At 72.8% G+C, this 15593-nt stretch carries 19 protein-coding genes; 17 read left to right on the top strand and 2 right to left on the bottom strand.

Annotation, left to right across the window (positions count from 1 at the left end; translation table 11 throughout):
• Positions 1–10 precede the first annotated feature (10 nt).
• Positions 11–826, bottom strand: coding sequence for a response regulator transcription factor (locus EES41_RS17395; RefSeq protein ID WP_123079400.1), 816 nt, complete (start codon positions 824–826; stop codon positions 11–13).
• Positions 827–1318: 492 nt separating this feature from the next.
• On the opposite strand from EES41_RS17395, the gene EES41_RS17390 reads away from it, so the two are divergent.
• From EES41_RS17390 to EES41_RS17325, 13 genes are all read left to right on the top strand, one after another.
• Entirely contained in the window at positions 1319–1573 is a 255-nt protein-coding gene (locus EES41_RS17390; RefSeq protein ID WP_123079399.1) for a MoaD/ThiS family protein, read from the top strand.
• A gap of 10 nt (positions 1574–1583) precedes the next feature.
• Entirely contained in the window at positions 1584–3002 is a 1419-nt protein-coding gene (locus EES41_RS17385) for a hypothetical protein (RefSeq protein WP_164495868.1), read from the top strand.
• Positions 3003–3124: 122 nt separating this feature from the next.
• Complete coding sequence (locus tag EES41_RS17380; RefSeq protein WP_123079398.1) at positions 3125–3853, top strand: DUF2993 domain-containing protein; 729 nt, start codon at positions 3125–3127, stop codon at positions 3851–3853.
• Between the two features lie 156 nt (positions 3854–4009).
• Positions 4010–4099, top strand: coding sequence for an Ms5788A family Cys-rich leader peptide (locus EES41_RS44195; protein ID WP_350875872.1), 90 nt, complete (start codon positions 4010–4012; stop codon positions 4097–4099).
• Between the two features lie 244 nt (positions 4100–4343).
• Positions 4344–5189 (top strand): sulfurtransferase, encoded by an 846-nt coding sequence (locus EES41_RS17370; protein ID WP_008742392.1) that lies wholly within the window; start codon positions 4344–4346, stop codon positions 5187–5189.
• A 58-nt stretch (positions 5190–5247) separates the two neighbouring features.
• Positions 5248–5538, top strand: a complete 291-nt coding sequence (locus EES41_RS17365) for a DUF1416 domain-containing protein (protein WP_008742393.1) — start codon at positions 5248–5250, stop codon at positions 5536–5538.
• Between the two features lie 132 nt (positions 5539–5670).
• Positions 5671–5934: a DUF3099 domain-containing protein gene (locus EES41_RS17360; RefSeq protein WP_250568668.1), complete on the top strand. Its 264-nt coding sequence runs from the start codon at positions 5671–5673 to the stop codon at positions 5932–5934.
• 116 nt (positions 5935–6050) lie between these two features.
• Positions 6051–6842, top strand: a complete 792-nt coding sequence (locus EES41_RS17355) for a hypothetical protein (protein WP_254211484.1) — start codon at positions 6051–6053, stop codon at positions 6840–6842.
• The gene (locus EES41_RS17350; RefSeq protein ID WP_254211483.1) at positions 6839–7690 is read left to right on the top strand and encodes a hypothetical protein; all 852 of its coding nucleotides are present in this window, start codon (positions 6839–6841) and stop codon (positions 7688–7690) included. Before EES41_RS17355 ends, EES41_RS17350 begins: the two co-directional genes overlap by 4 nt.
• Positions 7687–8718: a hypothetical protein gene (locus EES41_RS17345; protein ID WP_254211482.1), complete on the top strand. Its 1032-nt coding sequence runs from the start codon at positions 7687–7689 to the stop codon at positions 8716–8718. Before EES41_RS17350 ends, EES41_RS17345 begins: the two co-directional genes overlap by 4 nt.
• Before the next feature lie 276 nt (positions 8719–8994).
• Positions 8995–9567 carry an FABP family protein gene (locus tag EES41_RS17335; protein ID WP_008742399.1) on the top strand — a complete coding sequence of 191 codons (573 nt, stop codon included), beginning with the start codon at positions 8995–8997 and terminating at the stop codon, positions 9565–9567.
• A gap of 96 nt (positions 9568–9663) precedes the next feature.
• Entirely contained in the window at positions 9664–10119 is a 456-nt protein-coding gene (locus EES41_RS17330) for a Fur family transcriptional regulator (protein WP_254211481.1), read from the top strand.
• 33 nt (positions 10120–10152) lie between these two features.
• Entirely contained in the window at positions 10153–11121 is a 969-nt protein-coding gene (locus tag EES41_RS17325) for a folate-binding protein YgfZ (RefSeq protein ID WP_123079394.1), read from the top strand.
• Positions 11122–11159: 38 nt separating this feature from the next.
• On the opposite strand, the gene dtd is transcribed toward EES41_RS17325, so the two are convergent.
• Positions 11160–11585 carry a D-aminoacyl-tRNA deacylase gene (gene dtd / locus EES41_RS17320; protein ID WP_037794041.1) on the bottom strand — a complete coding sequence of 142 codons (426 nt, stop codon included), beginning with the start codon at positions 11583–11585 and terminating at the stop codon, positions 11160–11162.
• A gap of 161 nt (positions 11586–11746) precedes the next feature.
• Here dtd and EES41_RS17315 point away from each other — a divergent pair, with 161 nt between their 5' ends.
• The 4 genes from EES41_RS17315 (at position 11747) to EES41_RS17300 (ending at position 15453) form a co-directional block, all read left to right on the top strand.
• On the top strand, positions 11747–12367 hold the full coding sequence (locus EES41_RS17315) for an AmfC protein (protein ID WP_123079393.1): 621 nt from the start codon (positions 11747–11749) through the stop codon (positions 12365–12367).
• Positions 12368–12441: 74 nt separating this feature from the next.
• A complete protein-coding gene (locus EES41_RS17310; protein WP_123079392.1) occupies positions 12442–13683 on the top strand; it encodes a GNAT family N-acetyltransferase in 1242 nt (413 codons plus the stop codon).
• 85 nt (positions 13684–13768) lie between these two features.
• Positions 13769–14686, top strand: coding sequence for a sigma-70 family RNA polymerase sigma factor (locus tag EES41_RS17305; protein ID WP_123079391.1), 918 nt, complete (start codon positions 13769–13771; stop codon positions 14684–14686).
• Positions 14680–15453 (top strand): putative protein N(5)-glutamine methyltransferase, encoded by a 774-nt coding sequence (locus tag EES41_RS17300; RefSeq protein WP_123079390.1) that lies wholly within the window; start codon positions 14680–14682, stop codon positions 15451–15453. The genes EES41_RS17305 and EES41_RS17300 overlap by 7 nt, the downstream gene beginning before the upstream one ends.
• Positions 15454–15593 lie beyond the last annotated feature (140 nt).

The following is a 15593-nucleotide window of genomic DNA, read 5'->3' as shown; positions in this document are numbered from 1 at the left end:
GCGGGGTGACCTACCTCTGGGCAGGCCGTCCTGCGGACGGGACGATCGCGGGTGATTCCTCCGTCCGGGTGACGGACGCCGCGGCCTGCCGGGCGCTCTGCGCGGCCGCCTGCCGCTCCGCCTGCGCGGCCGCCTCCGCGGCGGCCCGTTCCACCTTCTCCGGTGTGACGAAGCGGTAGCCGACGTTGCGGACCGTGCCGATCAGCGACTCGTGCTCGGGGCCCAGCTTCGCGCGCAGCCGCCGTACGTGGACGTCGACCGTCCGGGTGCCGCCGAAGTAGTCGTAGCCCCAGACCTCCTGGAGCAGCTGGGCGCGCGTGAAGACCCGGCCCGGGTGCTGCGCGAGGTACTTGAGCAGCTCGAACTCCTTGAAGGTGAGGTCGAGGACCCGGCCCTTCAGCTTCGCCGAGTACGTCGCCTCGTCGACCGAGAGGTCTCCGTTGCGGATCTCCATCGGGGAGTCGTCCGAGCCGAGCTGCTGGCGGCCGGTGGCCAGCCGCAGCCGCGCCTCGACCTCGGCGGGACCGGCGGTGTCGAGGAGGACGTCGTCGATGCCCCAGTCTGCGGTGACGGCCGCCAGCCCGCCCTCGGTGACCACGAGGATCAGCGGGCAGCCGGGCCCGGTGGAGCGCAGCAGCTGGCACAGGGAGCGCACCTGCGGCAGGTCGCGGCGGCCGTCGACGAGGATCACGTCGGCGCCGGGGGTGTCCACGAGGGCCGGCCCCTCGGCGGGCGCCACGCGTACGTTGTGCAGCAGCAGGCCGAGGGCGGGCAGCACCTCGGTCGACGGCTGCAGGGCGTTGGTCAGCAGCAGGAGTGAGCTCATGCCCGAACACCTGCCCAAGTCGGACGGTTCTGCACGGTTCGCTGGTCCATCACGTCGGTTCCTCCTCGGTCCCGTCGAGGACGTTCGCGGTACTGCTTCGTACGTTCGCAGCGCACCGCGTCCTGCCCGTGCGCTGCGTCCTGCCCGGTGCCCGCCCGGCCCCGCGCCCTGAGGCCCGGATCGGCACCACTGTTCTCGTTCCGTTCAACGGTCTGAAAGCACAAAAGGACCCGGGGGCTACGTTGCCCGGATCCTCTACGCCGCCAGAATAGCCCACCGCGCCTTCCCGGGCCGAGGTCTCTCCGTCCCTGTTCTGTGGTTCCCGCCACGCCCGATATCAGGCTATGCCCCGTTTTCACCGGATCGGCGGCTTGGCGGGTGCTCCGGTCGGGGTGCCCCGGCGCACACGGGGCGGGTGGAGGCACGCCGGGCCGGCCGGCCGGAGGGTTCATGATGGAGGCCGACGGTAGAGAGCCGACGATAGGAGCTGCAGTGGCAACCGGAACCATCCGCTACTGGGCGGCGGCCAAGGCCGCGGCCAGGACGGCGGAGGAGCCGTACTCGGCGCGGACACTGGCCGAGGCCCTCGACGAGGTGCGCGAACGCCACCCCGGGGAGCTGACCCGAGTCCTGCTGCGCTGCTCCTTCCTCGTGAACGACGAGCCTGTGGGCAAGCGCCCGCACGATGCCGTCCTGCTGAGCGAAGGGGGCACCGTAGAGGTGCTCCCGCCGTTCGCGGGCGGGTGAGCGGAAGCCGATGAGCACTCCCGAAGAGCAGCACCGGAACCACCAGAACCAGCAGCAGCGGCCCCCGGAGCAGGACCCGTACGGGACCCAGACCTGGCAGTCGGAGACCTGGGACACCAGCTACCAGCCGGTCCACCCGCCGCTCGGCGGCGTCCCCGGTCGGCCGGCGGCGCCCGCGGCGCCCGAGGGCTGGTTCCGCGAAGAGGCCCCCGCGCCGTGGCCGGAGGCGGCCGGCGAGACCGCGTACCTGCCTCCGTACCAGGAGCAGTACCAGGCCCCGTACCAGCAGCCGCAGCCGCAGCCGCAGCCGCAGCCGCAGCCGCAGCCGCAGACGGGCGCGCCCGACGGCTGGTACCGCGAGGAGGCCCCCGCACCCGCCCAGGCCTCCGCCGAGACCGCGTACCTGCCCCCGTACCAGGAGCCGCAGCCGTACCAGCAGCCGCAGCAGCAGACGGCCGCGCCCGACGGCTGGTTCCGCGACGCGGCTCCGGCGGCGCCCGCTCCGGCGGCGCCCGCACCGGCGGCGCCCGCACCGGCCCCCGGACAGGAGTGGGCCGAGACCGCCTACCTCCCGCCGCAGGCCGCCGCGCCCGCGCAGCCGGTCGTCCCGGCGGCGCAGAGCGCTGAGCAGGCCGAGTACTCGCCGCCCACGCTGGGCGGCAACACGCTGCGCGCCGTCGACCCGGCACAGGCCCGCGCCGAGGGCCGCTCGCCCATCATCGACCCCGGTCCGCAGCCGGCGCTGCTGACCGCCGCGCTCGGGATCCTGCTCGCGGTGGCCGCCGCCCTCGGGGAGTACGCCCTGCTGGTGCCGCTGATCGCCCTCCAGGGCCTGACGGCCGCCGGCTGGTTCCGCCTCAACGGCATGTGGCCCGCCCGCCAGGGGATCGCCCTCGCCTTCCTCGGAGCCCTCGTCAGCGATGTCGCGGTGCTCGCGGTGGACCACGAGTACGGACCCGGCGCGATCATCGGCACCCTCGGTGCCTGGGTGCTGCTCACGCTGGTCCTCCAGCTGCGCAGCCACGCGGATCCCGACGAGCGGATGTACGGCCTGATGGCCTCGGTGGCCTCGGCCGCCCTCGCGATCGTCTGCGCCGGGTACCTGGCGGCCGAGTCCGAGGCCGTCAGCGTGGGCGCCGCCGCCGTCGCGGTGGCCGTCTTCGCCCGCGCGCTGCCGCTGCCCACCGCGCCCTCCGTCGGCGTCTCGCTGGCCGCGGCGGCCGGCGCCGGCATCGCCCTCGGCACCCTCACCGGCATCGGGGCGGGCGGGGCGCTGCTCGGCCTGGCCGCCGGGGTGTGCGCGCTGGTCGGGCTACGGGTGGCCGCGTACGACTACCCGTCGAAGTTCGTGCACATGACGGCCGGGGTCGCGCTGCCGCTGGCCGTGGCCGCGCCCGCCGTGTACCTCATCGGCCGGGTGGTGGCCTGAGGGCCGCGGCCCTCGGGTCCGGACCGGCGGTGCGCCGCCGGTCCGTCCACCCCCCAAGGTCACGGCACGGTCACGGCGTGGTCCACTAGGGCGCACGTATCGATCTACAGGGGGAGGGACACGTGCGTGCACTGCGTGTCGTTGTGATCATCGGAGTGATCCTGGGGGCGCTCTTCGCGGGCGCCGACCGCTGGGCCGTCGGCTACGCCGAGAACCGGCTGGCCGAGCGGATACAGCAGGCCCGGCCGGGGCAGGTGGGCGGCGCGGAGGTGGAGATCCACGGGTTCCCCTTCCTGACGCAGGCGCTCAGCCACGACCTCGACCAGGTCGACCTGAGGCTCAAGGACGTCGAGGCGACCGCCGACGGCCGCAAGACGAGGCTCTCGCGGGTCGACGCCAGCTTCCGCGGGGTGAAGCTCAACGGGAGTTACAGCGGGGGCACCGCCGAGCGGGCGGAGGGCACCGCGCTCCTCACGTACGCGGACCTCACCGAGGCCTCGCAGAACGGCGTGACCCTGACCTACGGCGGCGCGCCGGGCAAGGTGAAGGTGACCGCGACGGTGGACGTGCTCGGCAAGAAGCTGACCCGCAGCGTGGTGTCGACCGTCACGCTCGTGGACGCCCCGGGGGCCAAGGGCGCGAGCGGCGAGAAGGTCGTGCGGGTGCGCGCCGACCAGGTTCCGGGCGAGGGCATCCCCGGGATCGAGGGCATGATCCGCAAGAAGACGGACTTCGACCGGCGCCTCGACGAGGGCCTGCCGAGCGGGCTCCAGCTGTCCGCGCTGACCTCGGACGAGAGCGGCGTCCACCTCACGCTGGCCGGTAAGGACGTATCCCTGGCCGGATCGTGAGACGGAGCGGTCCGATCCGCAGATGGCCGGACCGCCCGGGGTGCCCCCGGGGGGCACCCCGCGGCCTCTCCGGGTCTTCTGATCCCACTATCCGGACGATCCTGTCTCGATATATGACACACCGGTGACAGGGCGGCCGATTCGTCCCTACGATCCATGGCTATGAAGCATCAGCAGGCGGACCTCACGAAGCGGCGGGCAGTTGACCTGTGTCGCGTCGCCGCCATGCTCTGTCGATCCATGTGACAGCTGAGCGCGTCGCGTGCGGCATCCGAGACTCCGCGCCCCGGAACTCGGAGACTGCCCCCGACGGATCCCGCTCCATCGACCGGACGACGGCCCTTCAGGCCCTCCCGCGTGACGACTCCCGCCTCCGCCCCTGACGCGTCCCCGCGCAGGCTCCGAGCGCGATCCGGAGACGTACGCACCAGCACCACCCCGCAGCAGCACCAGCACCGCCCCGCCGCACACTGCCCCGGAGGAGAACATCATGAGCCGCAGCGACGTCCTCGTAGACGCCGACTGGGTCGAGGCCCACCTGAACGACGCCAACGTCGTGATCGTCGAGGTGGACGAGGACACGTCCGCGTACGACAAGAACCACATCACCAACGCCGTCCGGATCGACTGGAAGCAGGACCTCCAGGACCCGGTCCGCCGCGACTTCGTGGACCAGGAGGGCTTCGAGAAGCTCCTCTCCGCCAAGGGCATCTCCAACGACGACACCGTCGTCCTCTACGGCGGCAACAACAACTGGTTCGCGTCCTACGCCTACTGGTACTTCAAGCTCTACGGCCACCAGGACGTCAAGCTCCTCGACGGCGGCCGCAAGAAGTGGGAGCTCGACTCCCGCGACCTGGTCGACGGCAAGGACGTCCCGAACCGGGCGGCCACCCAGTACAAGGCCAAGGCCCAGGACGCCTCCATCCGCGCCTTCCGCGACGACGTCGTCTCCGCGATCGGCTCGCTCAACCTGGTCGACGTCCGCTCGCCCGACGAGTTCTCCGGCAAGCTGCTCGCCCCGGCCCACCTCCCGCAGGAGCAGTCGCAGCGCCCCGGCCACGTGCCGAGCGCCCGCAACATCCCGTGGTCGAAGAACGCCAACGACGACGGCACCTTCAAGTCGGACGAAGAGCTGACCGCCCTCTACGAGGCCGAGCAGGTCGACCTGGCGAAGGACACCATCGCCTACTGCCGCATCGGCGAGCGCTCCGCGCTCACGTGGTTCGTGCTGCACGAGCTCCTGGGCCAGGAGAACGTCAAGAACTACGACGGTTCTTGGACCGAGTACGGCTCGCTCGTCGGCGTGCCGATCGAGCTCGGCGCCAACAAGTAACTCCCGGGCACGCGACGCCCCGTAGGCAGTACGACCCCTCCAGGACAGGACAGAGAACATGTGTGGAGCACAGATCGGCGGGCCCGACCTCGCCACGCTCAAGCCCGGTGAGACCGCCATCCAGGGTCAGGTGACCCGCGGCGGCGAGCCCGTCAGCGGCTACGTCCGCCTGCTGGACTCGACCGGCGAGTTCACCGCCGAGGTCCCCACCACGGCGACCGGCCAGTTCCGCTTCTACGCCGCCACCGGCACCTGGACGCTGCGGGCGCTGGTCCCGGGCGCCCAGGCCGACCGCGCCGTCGTGGTCGCCCAGGCCGGCGGAGTGACGGACGTGGCGATCGCGGTCTGAGCCGTCCGCGCGTGCGCCGCGTGCGCTGAATGGCCGGCCGGAGGGCCGCACCCCAGGGGTTGGACGCCACTGGAACGGGGTGCGGCCCTCCGTGCCGTTCCGGCCGGGCGTCGGCGGCTCTACCCTGGAGGCATGTACGCCCGGCGTCGCCGCGTCTACTTCCTGCTCATGGGCGGATGCCTGTTCCTCTTCGTCTCCGCCTGGTCCTTCGTGCGCCTCCTGTCGGTGGAGGCGGCCGTCGCGATGTGCGTCGTCGCGATGGTCATCCCCCCGGTCGCCGCGATGGTCGCGAACCGGCGCGGACCGGAAGACCGCTGGTGGGACGACCCCTCGGGCGATCCGAAGTCCGACGAGTGGTGGGACGAACTGGACGGAAAGCGGCGTCACAAAGACTGACGGGCCCCTACACCAAACCGTGATGAGGGTGCGTACAACCGGGTTCCGCCGGGGCGGGTCATGTGTGTGCCCGGGTATCCACACCCGGTGCGCACAGCCGTGTGGGGGACTCTCTTTTGGAACACGCACAGACCATTCCCGAGGCGCGCGAAGGGGGAGGGACCGACCCGGAAACCGCATCCGCCCTCCCGCGCCGCCGCCGGGGCCGTACCGCGCTCCTGATCGCCGGAGCCGCCGTGCTCGGCGTCCTCGCCGGCACGGTCACCGGGTACGCGGTCCAGTACGACCGCGAGCCCACCCCGCTGCCGCCGCTGGCGCAGCCGCTGCCGGCCGGGCCGAAGGCACTCGCGCCGGACGACACCACGACCAACAAGACGATCAACGCCAACCGCTGGCACAAGACGGACGACGACCTCGGCAAGCTGCTGGTCGAGGCCCCCGGCGGGGCGAAGGTCGCGGGCACGGGCTACGAGCCCGCCGACGCGTTCGCCGCGGAGTTCTTCACGGCCCCCGACCGGGCCCTCACCAGCCTGGTGCAGACCAGGTTCCGCCGGGTCGCCTCCACCGTGTGGGCGCAGGACGACAAGGTGTTCGTCAAGGTCCGGCTGCTGCAGTTCCAGGACCGCTCCGGGGCGGACGACTACCAGGCGCAGCAGTCCGCCTACATGTCCGACAAGGACCGCGCGGGCAACGACGGCGTCGCCGTCCCGGGCCTCTCCGGAGACCTGGGCCGCGTCTGGGTGGACTCCAAGGCCGAGGAGACGCCGGGCTACCTCCCCGTTCGCGGGGCCCGGGTCATCGCCCGCCGGGGGGACATCGTCATGGACATCGACTACTACGACAACCGCGGCAAGATCGCGGAGCGCGACGTCATCGAACTGGCCAAGCGACAGCTGGAGCGACTGTGACCGAGACTCCAGCGACCGGGACCCCCGCCGTCGAGCCCCCCGCCGTCGAGCCCCCTGCGGCCGGGACCCCCGCGGCGGCCGGGACCCCCGCCGCCGGGACCCCCGCCGCACGCCCCGGCCGCCGGCGCCGGGTGTTCGCCCTCGTCACCGGTGTCGTCGTCCTCGGGGTCCTCGCCGGCGCCGGCGTGTGGGCGCGGTCCGCGCTCGCCGGGGCCGACCGCGAGGCGCCGACCCGCTACTGGGAGGCGGCGGGCAAGCTCACGCCGCTCCGCAAGACGCCGGACGCCGTCCCCGCCAACGAGCTCTCCGGCAAGCTGCTGCCGGTCCCGCCCGGTTACGTCCTCGGACCCGACCTGGACGCGGACGGCAACAACTTCTTCATCGCCGGCGAGAAGGCCGTCGAGGGCTTCAAGGAGTCCCGCAAGGGGCTCTCCAGCAGCGACCGCAAGAAGCGCGACGAGATGCTCGCGGAGCTGAAGCTCAAGGGCCTCGCCGGCCGGACGTACGCCGACAGGGACGGCGCCAAGATGGTCGCCGAGGTCCGCATCATGCAGGCGGACCCGAAGGCCGTGGGGAAGTTCTCCGAGGTGTCCAAGAAGGTGCTCGACCAGGTCAAGGACGGGCGCGAGGCGCCGAAGGTGGAGGGGTTCCCCGACGCCAAGTGCGGGCTCTTCAACGTCGGCGAGAAGAAGGAAGCGAAGATCGAATCGGTCTTCTGCGTGGCCGTCGAAGGCGATGTGATGGTCACCTTCCGCGCGTACGGGCCCAAGCCGCTCTCCCAGTCCACCGCCGTCCAGTTCTTCCGGAACCAGATGAGCCACCTGAAGTCCCCCGGGGAGTCCGCGTGACCGAGCAGAACACCACCGGAGCCCCGGCCGCCCCGGCACCGGCTCCGGCGCCCGAGACTCCGGCCCCGGCCGCCCCGGCACCGGCTCCGGCGCCCGAGACTCCGGCACCGGCGCCCCCGGCACCGGCTACGGCGCCCGAGGCCCCGGCACCGGCCGCCCCGGCCCCCGAGACTCCGGCACCGGCCGCCCTGGCGCCCGAGGCTCCGGCGCCGGCCGCCCCGGCCCCCGAGGCCCCGGCACCCGCCGCCCCGGCGCCCGTGCCCGCGCCGAAAGACCGGCGGAGCCTGTTGGCCGCGCTCCGCTGGACGGCCGTCGTCGTCGTCTTCGCCGCCGTCGGCGCCGCCTGCGCGTACGGGATCGTCCGGTCCGACCGCACCGACGTCCCCGGGCTCTCCACCCGGTCCGACGGCCGCTGGGACTACCCCGCGCTCGTCAGGCCGACCCCGCCCCCCGGCGCGGCCGTGCCCTTCGCCGCGGACAACGCGGACGGCATCCACTACGCCGGCCTCACCCAGCTGCTCCTGCCGGCCCCGCGGGGCGCCACGCCGGACGCGAAGCTCAAGCTGGAGAAGGACTCCGTGGTGACCGTGGACACCTTCCTGGAGGAGTACGAGCCGACCGCCCGCGAGAAGATGAAGCAGGCGTTCACCGACGAGGGGCTGCGCCAGATCGTGGGCCGCGGCTGGACCACCCCCGACGGCACCCGCACCCGCGTCTACCTGCTGCGCTTCCACTCGTCCGGCTTCGTGAACGCCTTCACCGGCTGCGGCCGGGACATGAACCTCAGCGGAGTCAACCGGGTCGAGGCGGATCCCGACTGGAGCAAGGCCAAGCTGGCCCAGTCGGCGCCGGACAGCAACGAGCGCCAGCTCTTCGAGGAGGTCCCGCCGGTCGGCGACGAGCAGATCAAGGCCGGGTGCATCCAGTCCGGTGACGTCCAGGCCGTGATCCTGCAGAGCCGCAAGGACGCGGTGGCGGCCGTTCCCTTCCACCAGACGGTGATCCTGCAGAACCAGCTGCTGGGCTGAGGAACGGCGTACGGCCCACCTCACGGAGTGCTCCGGTCCCCGGGCCAGTAGGCTTGGGGACCGGCCCCGTACACGCCCACATCATCGCGAGGAGCACACCGTGCTTGAGGCAGTCTTCACCTCCCTGCTGGTCCTGGTCTGCGTCGGCGTCCTCGCCTTCACCGGACTCGCCGTGAAGAAGCTGTACCAGGGTCAGCGCTGATCGTCACCTGATCAGCCGCTCGCCCCGCCCCGGATGCCGGAACCCCTCCCTACAGATCGCCTGAGCAGCCATTCATGATCCAGATCCCGTCCGACCTGAACCCGGGCCTCGTCCCGCTCGCCTTCCTCCTCGGTACCTGGGAAGGTGCGGGCGTCTTCGACTTCCCCGGTGAAGAGAAGTGCAACTTCGGCCAGGAAGTCGTCTTCAGCCACGACGGCCGGGACTTCCTGGAGTACACCTCCCACACCTGGGCGCTCGACGCCGAGGGCAACAAGGTGCGGCCGCTGGAGTCCGAGTCCGGCTACTGGCGCATCGACAAGGACCGCCAGGTCGAGATCGTCATGGTCCGCGACCAGGGCGTCGTCGAGGTCTGGTACGGCGCGCTCGCCGACCAGAAGCCGCAGATCGACATCGTCACCGACGCCGTCGCCCGTACCGCGGCCTCCGGCCCGTACAGCGGCGGCAAGCGGCTCTACGGCTACGTCAAGGGCGACCTGATGTGGGTCGGCGAGAAGTCCACGCCGGACGTCGAGCTGCGCCCCTACATGTCGGCGCAGCTGAAGAAGGTCGTCACGCCCGAGGAGGTCGCCGAGATGGCGCGCAACCTCCCGGACATGCCGGACGACGGCATCGCCTTCTTCCGCTGAGGCGGCCACGGCCCGTATCGGGCGATATCCACAGACTGTGCGGGAAGGGGACCACGGCCAGGGCCGCGGTTCCCTTCCCGCGCTTACACTGGCCGGGTGGGCAGCAGCGTGGACACCGAAGGCTCTGACTGGAAGAGCGACCTGCGGCAGCGCGGATACCGCCTGACGCCGCAGCGCCAGCTCGTGCTCGAAGCCGTCGACCACCTGGAGCACGCCACTCCGGACGAGATCCTCGCCGAGGTGCGCAAGACGGCCTCCGGCGTGAACATCTCCACGGTCTACCGCACGCTGGAGCTCCTGGAGGAGCTGAAGCTCGTCTCGCACGCCCACCTCGGGCACGGCGCGCCCACGTACCACCTCGCCGACCGGCACCACCACATCCACCTGGTCTGCCGCGACTGCACCGAGGTCATCGAGGCGGACGTGGACATCGCCGCCGAGTTCACCGCGAAACTGCGCGCCACCTTCGGTTTCGAGACCGACATGAAGCACTTCGCGATCTTCGGGCTCTGCGCGAAGTGCGCCGCGAAGCACCGCGCCGGGCAGGCCTAGGGCAGATCCGGGCGGGGTCGTACGCTTGGTGCCATGACCAGCAGCCCCTTGCTCCATCTCCCCGGTGCCGTCCAGGCCGAAGGCCGTGACGAGGGCGTCGCCGCCCACTACGGCGAGCTGTACGGAGAACAGCGCTCCCTCGCCGACGGCCGCGGCTTCGTCGACCTCTCCCACCGGGGGGTCATCACCGTCACCGGACCCGAACGGCTGAGCTGGCTGCACCTGCTGCTCACGCAGCACCTCACCGAGCTGCCCGCCGGGCAGGCCACCGAAGCGCTGATCCTCTCCGCGAACGGGCACATCGAGCACGCCCTCTACCTCGTCGACGACGGCGAGACGGTCTGGGCGCACGTCGAGCCCGGCACCCAGGAGGCGCTGCTGGCCTACCTGGAGTCGATGAAGTTCTTCTACCGCGTCGAAGTCGCCGACCGCACCGCCGACTTCGCCGTCGTGCACCTGCCGGCCGGCTCCATCGCCGAGGTGGCCAAGGAACTCGTCGTGCGCGAGACCCCGTACGGCCGCGACGTCTTCCTGCCGCGCGCCGAGCTGGAGGCCTTCGCCGCGAGCCACGGCCCGGCCGCCGGCCTGCTCGCCTACGAGGCGCTGCGCGTCGAGGCGCACCGGCCGCGCCTGGGCCAGGAGACCGACCACCGCACCATCCCGCACGAGCTGGGCTGGATCGGCACCGCCGTCCACCTCCAGAAGGGCTGCTACCGCGGCCAGGAGACCGTGGCCCGCGTCCACAACCTGGGCAAGCCCCCGCGCCGGCTCGTCTTCCTGCACCTGGACGGCTCCGAGGTGCTGCTCCCCGCCCACGGCACGCCGGTCCGGCTCGCCGCCGACGGGGAGGAGGGCCGCCAGCTGGGCTTCGTGACCACCGCGGTCCGCCACCACGAGCTCGGCCCGATCGCGCTCGCGCTGGTCAAGCGGAACGTGCCGGTGGACGCACCGCTGCTGGCCGGGAAGACGGCCGCCGCGCAGGAGGTCGTCGTGGCGCCCTGAGCGCCCGGACAGCTCAGACCCTCAGACCCTCAGACCGCTCAGACGTCGATGACGATGGTGAACGGGCCGTGGTTCGTCAGCGAGACCCGCATGTCCGCGCCGAACCGGCCCGTCTCCACCGTCGCCCCCAGCGCCCGCAGCTGCGCCACGACCTCGTCGACCAGCGGCTCGGCCACCGGCCCGGGCGCCGCCGCGTTCCAGGTGGGGCGGCGGCCCTTGCGGGCGTCCCCGTAGAGCGTGAACTGGGAGATCACCAGCAGTGGCGCGGCCACGTCGCTACAGGACTTCTCCGCCTCCAGGATCCGCACGGACCACAGCTTGCGCGCCATCAGCGCTGCCTTCTCCGGGGTGTCGTCGTGGGTCACCCCCACCAGCACGCACAGTCCCTCGCCGACGATCTCGCCCACCGTCTCGCCGGCCACCACGACGCTCGCGCCGTCCACCCTCTGCACCACTGCTCGCATACCACCTGTGTACCAGGCGTGCACCCGTCCGGGGCCGATCGGGTGCACTGAGACTGCACCGGTACCACGGAGAGTGGCACGATGCACGCAGGCGGTGCTTCCCACGGCCCTCAGGCCCCGGGGAGACCCCATTCACCGGTCGAGGGGACGGACCCGTTCGTATGAATACCTCTGGTACCTCCGTACCTGCATCACCCGCTGCACCCACTGGAACCACCACTGCCGCGGTACGACCGCCCGCGCAGCGCACCGGCGACCCGCAGGAGCCGCTGACCCCGGCCACCGCGCTCGGCCTCCCGGAGCTGCGCGCCCTGCGCCGCGACGCGCAGCGCGACGAGGCCGACCTGAGCTACATCCGCAGACTCCTCCAGGGCCGGATCGACATCCTGCGCGCCGAACTGGCCCGCCGCCGCGACCGCCTCCCGGCGGTGCCCGGGGCGGTCCCGGCGGCGGATCCCGATTCGGTGGTGGAGCGGCTCTCGGAGATCCTCGCCGACGCCCCCTCGCGGCGCAGCGTCTCGGCCCGGCACGTCACGCTCGGCACCCCGCACAGCGAGGAGTTCCGGCTGCTGGCCTCGGAGATGCTCGCCGAGGTGGAGCTCTCCGACCTCGCCGCGCGCACCGACGCCGAACTCCACGACGCGATGGGCCGGCTGGTGCGGTACGAACAGCAGGTCTCGCGGCGCCGCCAGCAGCTCCAGCGCACCGCCGACGACTCCAGCGCGGAGATCACCCGGCGCTACCGCGAGGGCGAGGCTCAGGTGGACGACCTGCTGGCCTAGGGCCTGTCTCCCGGGGCCTGTCTCCCGGTAAATCGCGGGACTCGGGGCCGGGGCGGCGGTTAGCGTGGCCGGTCATGAGCACCGAGGTCCGGCAGATCACCGCCACCGAACATTCCGCGTGGGCACAGACGTTGAACAGGGGGTTCCTGCGTGCGGAGCCCGTGACGCCCGGCGACGTGGCCCTCAGGGCCGCGGCCGGCGAACTCGGCCGGGTCCAGGGCGCCTTCGACAGCGAGACCGGCGGCTGCGTGGGCACCTTCCGGTCCTTCACCCAGGAGCTGACCGTCCCGGGCGGCGCCACCGTCACGGCCAGCGCCGTCACCAACGTCAGCGTGCTGCCCACGCACCGCCGCCAGGGCCTGCTGACCCGGATGATGGCCGCCGAGTTCGCCGCCGCCACGGCGCGCGGCGACGTGCTGTCGACCCTGATCGCCGCCGAGTACCCGATCTACGGGCGGTACGGGTACGGGCCCGCCGTGTACGTCGCGGAGTGGGAGATCGACGTACCGCGCACCGGCCTGGACTCGCACCGGGCCGCACCCGCCGGCGGCCGCATCGAGCTGGTGGACGTGGCCGAGGTCCGGCGGATCGGTCCCGCCCTGCACGAGCGGATCCGGGTGACCCGGCACGGCATGACCGGTCGTGACGCGCGCTGGTGGCGACTGGCCACGGGGGAGGAGGAGTTCTCCTTCCGCCCGTACAGGCCGAAGCTGCACGCCGTGTACCGGACGGCGGCGGGCGAGGTCGCCGGCCTGGTCTCCTACCGGAGCGATGACCACTGGACGGACGCGAAGGTCCCGCTGAACACCCTCCGCGTCGAGGAGCTGCTCGCGGCCACCCCGGAGGCGGAGCGGGCGCTGTGGCACTTCCTGTGCTCCGTCGACTGGGCGCTGAGGATCCGCACCGGGCTGCGCGCCACCGACGACCTCGCGCCGGGCCTGCTGCCCGATCCGCGCGCCGCCGCGATCCTGACCCACGCCGACTTCCTTTGGGTGCGCGTGCTGGACGTCGTACGGGCGCTGGGCGCGCGGACGTACGAGGTGCCGGGCGTCCTCGTCCTGGAGGTCACCGACCCGGTGGGCCTGTCCGGGGGCCGCTTCCGGCTGGACGCGGGCACGGGGCGGTGCGAGGCCACCGGGGACCCCGCCGACCTGCGGCTCGACGTGGCCGCGCTGGGCTCGCTGTACCTCGGGGACGGCTCGGCGGTCCGGCTGGGCGCGCTGGGGCAGATCACGGAGCAGCGGCCGGGGGCGCTGGCGCTGGCGGACGCGGTGTTCCGTACGTCGAGCAAGCCGTGGTCCCCCGACATCTTCTGATCCGGCCGGGCTGTCACACGGACGGGCCGGCGTCCGTCAGAGAGGCAGGGGCGGGAACGACCGGACGAGACGAGGGAACAGGACGATGACAGGCAGTACGAACGGCGCGGCGGCGAACGGCGCGGACCGGGGGGATTTCCTGGCGGAGCGCTTCGAGGAGAAGCGCTCCCACCTGCGGGCCGTGGCGTACCGGATGCTCGGTTCGCTGACCGAGGCCGAGGACGCCGTCCAGGAGGCCTGGATCCGGCTCGACCGCGCCGACACCGGCGAGGTGCAGAACCTGGGCGGCTGGCTGACCACCGTCGTCGCCCGCGTCTGCCTGGACCAGCTGCGTGCGCGCAAGGCCCGCCGCGAGGATTCCCTGGAGACGCCCGTCGGCATCCCGGAGCCGCTGCTGAGCCCGCCGGACGGGCTCGATCCCGAGCAGGAGGTGCTGCTCGCGGACTCGGTCGGGCTCGCGCTGTTCGTCGTACTGGAGCAACTGGCGCCCGCCGAGCGGCTGTCGTTCGTCCTGCACGACATGTTCGGGGTGCCCTTCGACGAGATCGCGCCCATCGTGGAGCGCACCCCGGCGGCCACCCGGCAGCTCGCCAGCCGGGCCCGGCGGCGGGTGCGGGGGCAGGCGCCCGCCCCGGACACGGACCGGGGTCGGCAGAAGGAGATCGTCGGCGCGTTCCTGGCGGCGGCGCGGGGCGGCAGCTTCGACGGCCTGATCTCCGTCCTCGACCCGGACTGCGTGCTGCGCGTGGACCTGCGGGAGACGGCGCTGGGCGCGGAGGCGGTGGCCCGGCAGGCGCTCACGTTCCAGCGGCTGGCGCCGTACGCGCGGCCCGCGCTCGTCAACGGGGCGCTGGGCGTCGTCACGATCCCGCCGGGCGGCAGGGCGGTGGCGGTCCAGGGCTTCACCATCGCGGGCGGCCGTATCGTCGCCATCGACATCGTCGCGGATCCGGCCCGACTGGAGGGCCTGGACGTCACGGTCTTGGAAGGACTGGACTGTTGATCTCACTGGTGGAACGCCTGCGCGCGGCCGGCTGCGTCTTCGCGGAGGAGGAGGCGGACCTGCTCGTCGGCGCCGCCAGGGACGACGGGCACCTGTCGCGGATGCTGGCCCGCCGGGTCGCCGGCGAGCCGCTGGAGATCGTCGTGGGCTGGGCGGGGTTCTGCGGGCTGCGCATGGAGGTCGGCGAGGGGGTCTTCGTACCGCGCCGGCGCAGCGAGTTCCTCGCCTCCGAGGCGGCCGCGCTCACCCCCCGGGCGGGCGCGGTCGTCGTGGACCTGTGCTGCGGGGTGGGCGCGCTGGGCGCGGCGGTGGCGGACCGGGCGGGCGGCGGGGTGGAGCTCCACGCGGCCGACATCGACCCGGTGGCGCTGGCGTACGCGCGGCGCAACGTCGCCCCGTACGGGGGCCGGGTCCACGAGGGCGACCTGTACGCGGCGCTGCCCGCGGCCCTGCGGGGCCGGGTGGACGTGCTGGTGGTCAACGCCCCGTACGTGCCGACGGGGGAGCTGGGGCTGCTGCCGGCGGAGGCCCGCGACCACGAGCCGCTGGTCTCCCTGGACGGCGGGGCGGACGGCCTGGACATCCACCGCCGGGTGGCGGCGCAGGCCGCGCACTGGCTCGCCCCGGGCGGGCACCTGCTGATCGAGACGGGCGAGCACCAGCACCCGGTCACGGCGGCGGCCCTGACGGCGGCGGGTCTGACGACCCGTACGGTCACTTCGCAGGAGCTGTACGCGACGGTGGTCATCGGCGCGGCCGCGCCCTGACGGGCGCCGGAACGGGCCGGCACACAACAAAGGCAAGGAGCTTGGTACCCGGTACCACTCCTTGCCACTCTCAACTTATAGCGCACAGGGGGGCTTGCGGCAAGGCCCCCGTACTGCCGCAGAATCTCCCCTCTGAGCCG

The organism is Streptomyces sp. ADI95-16 (genome assembly GCF_003721495.1).
Classification (GTDB): Bacteria; Actinomycetota; Actinomycetes; order Streptomycetales; family Streptomycetaceae; genus Streptomyces; species Streptomyces goshikiensis.
The sequence above is the reverse complement of the archived record's forward strand: the minus strand, read 5'-3'. Positions and strand labels throughout refer to the sequence as shown.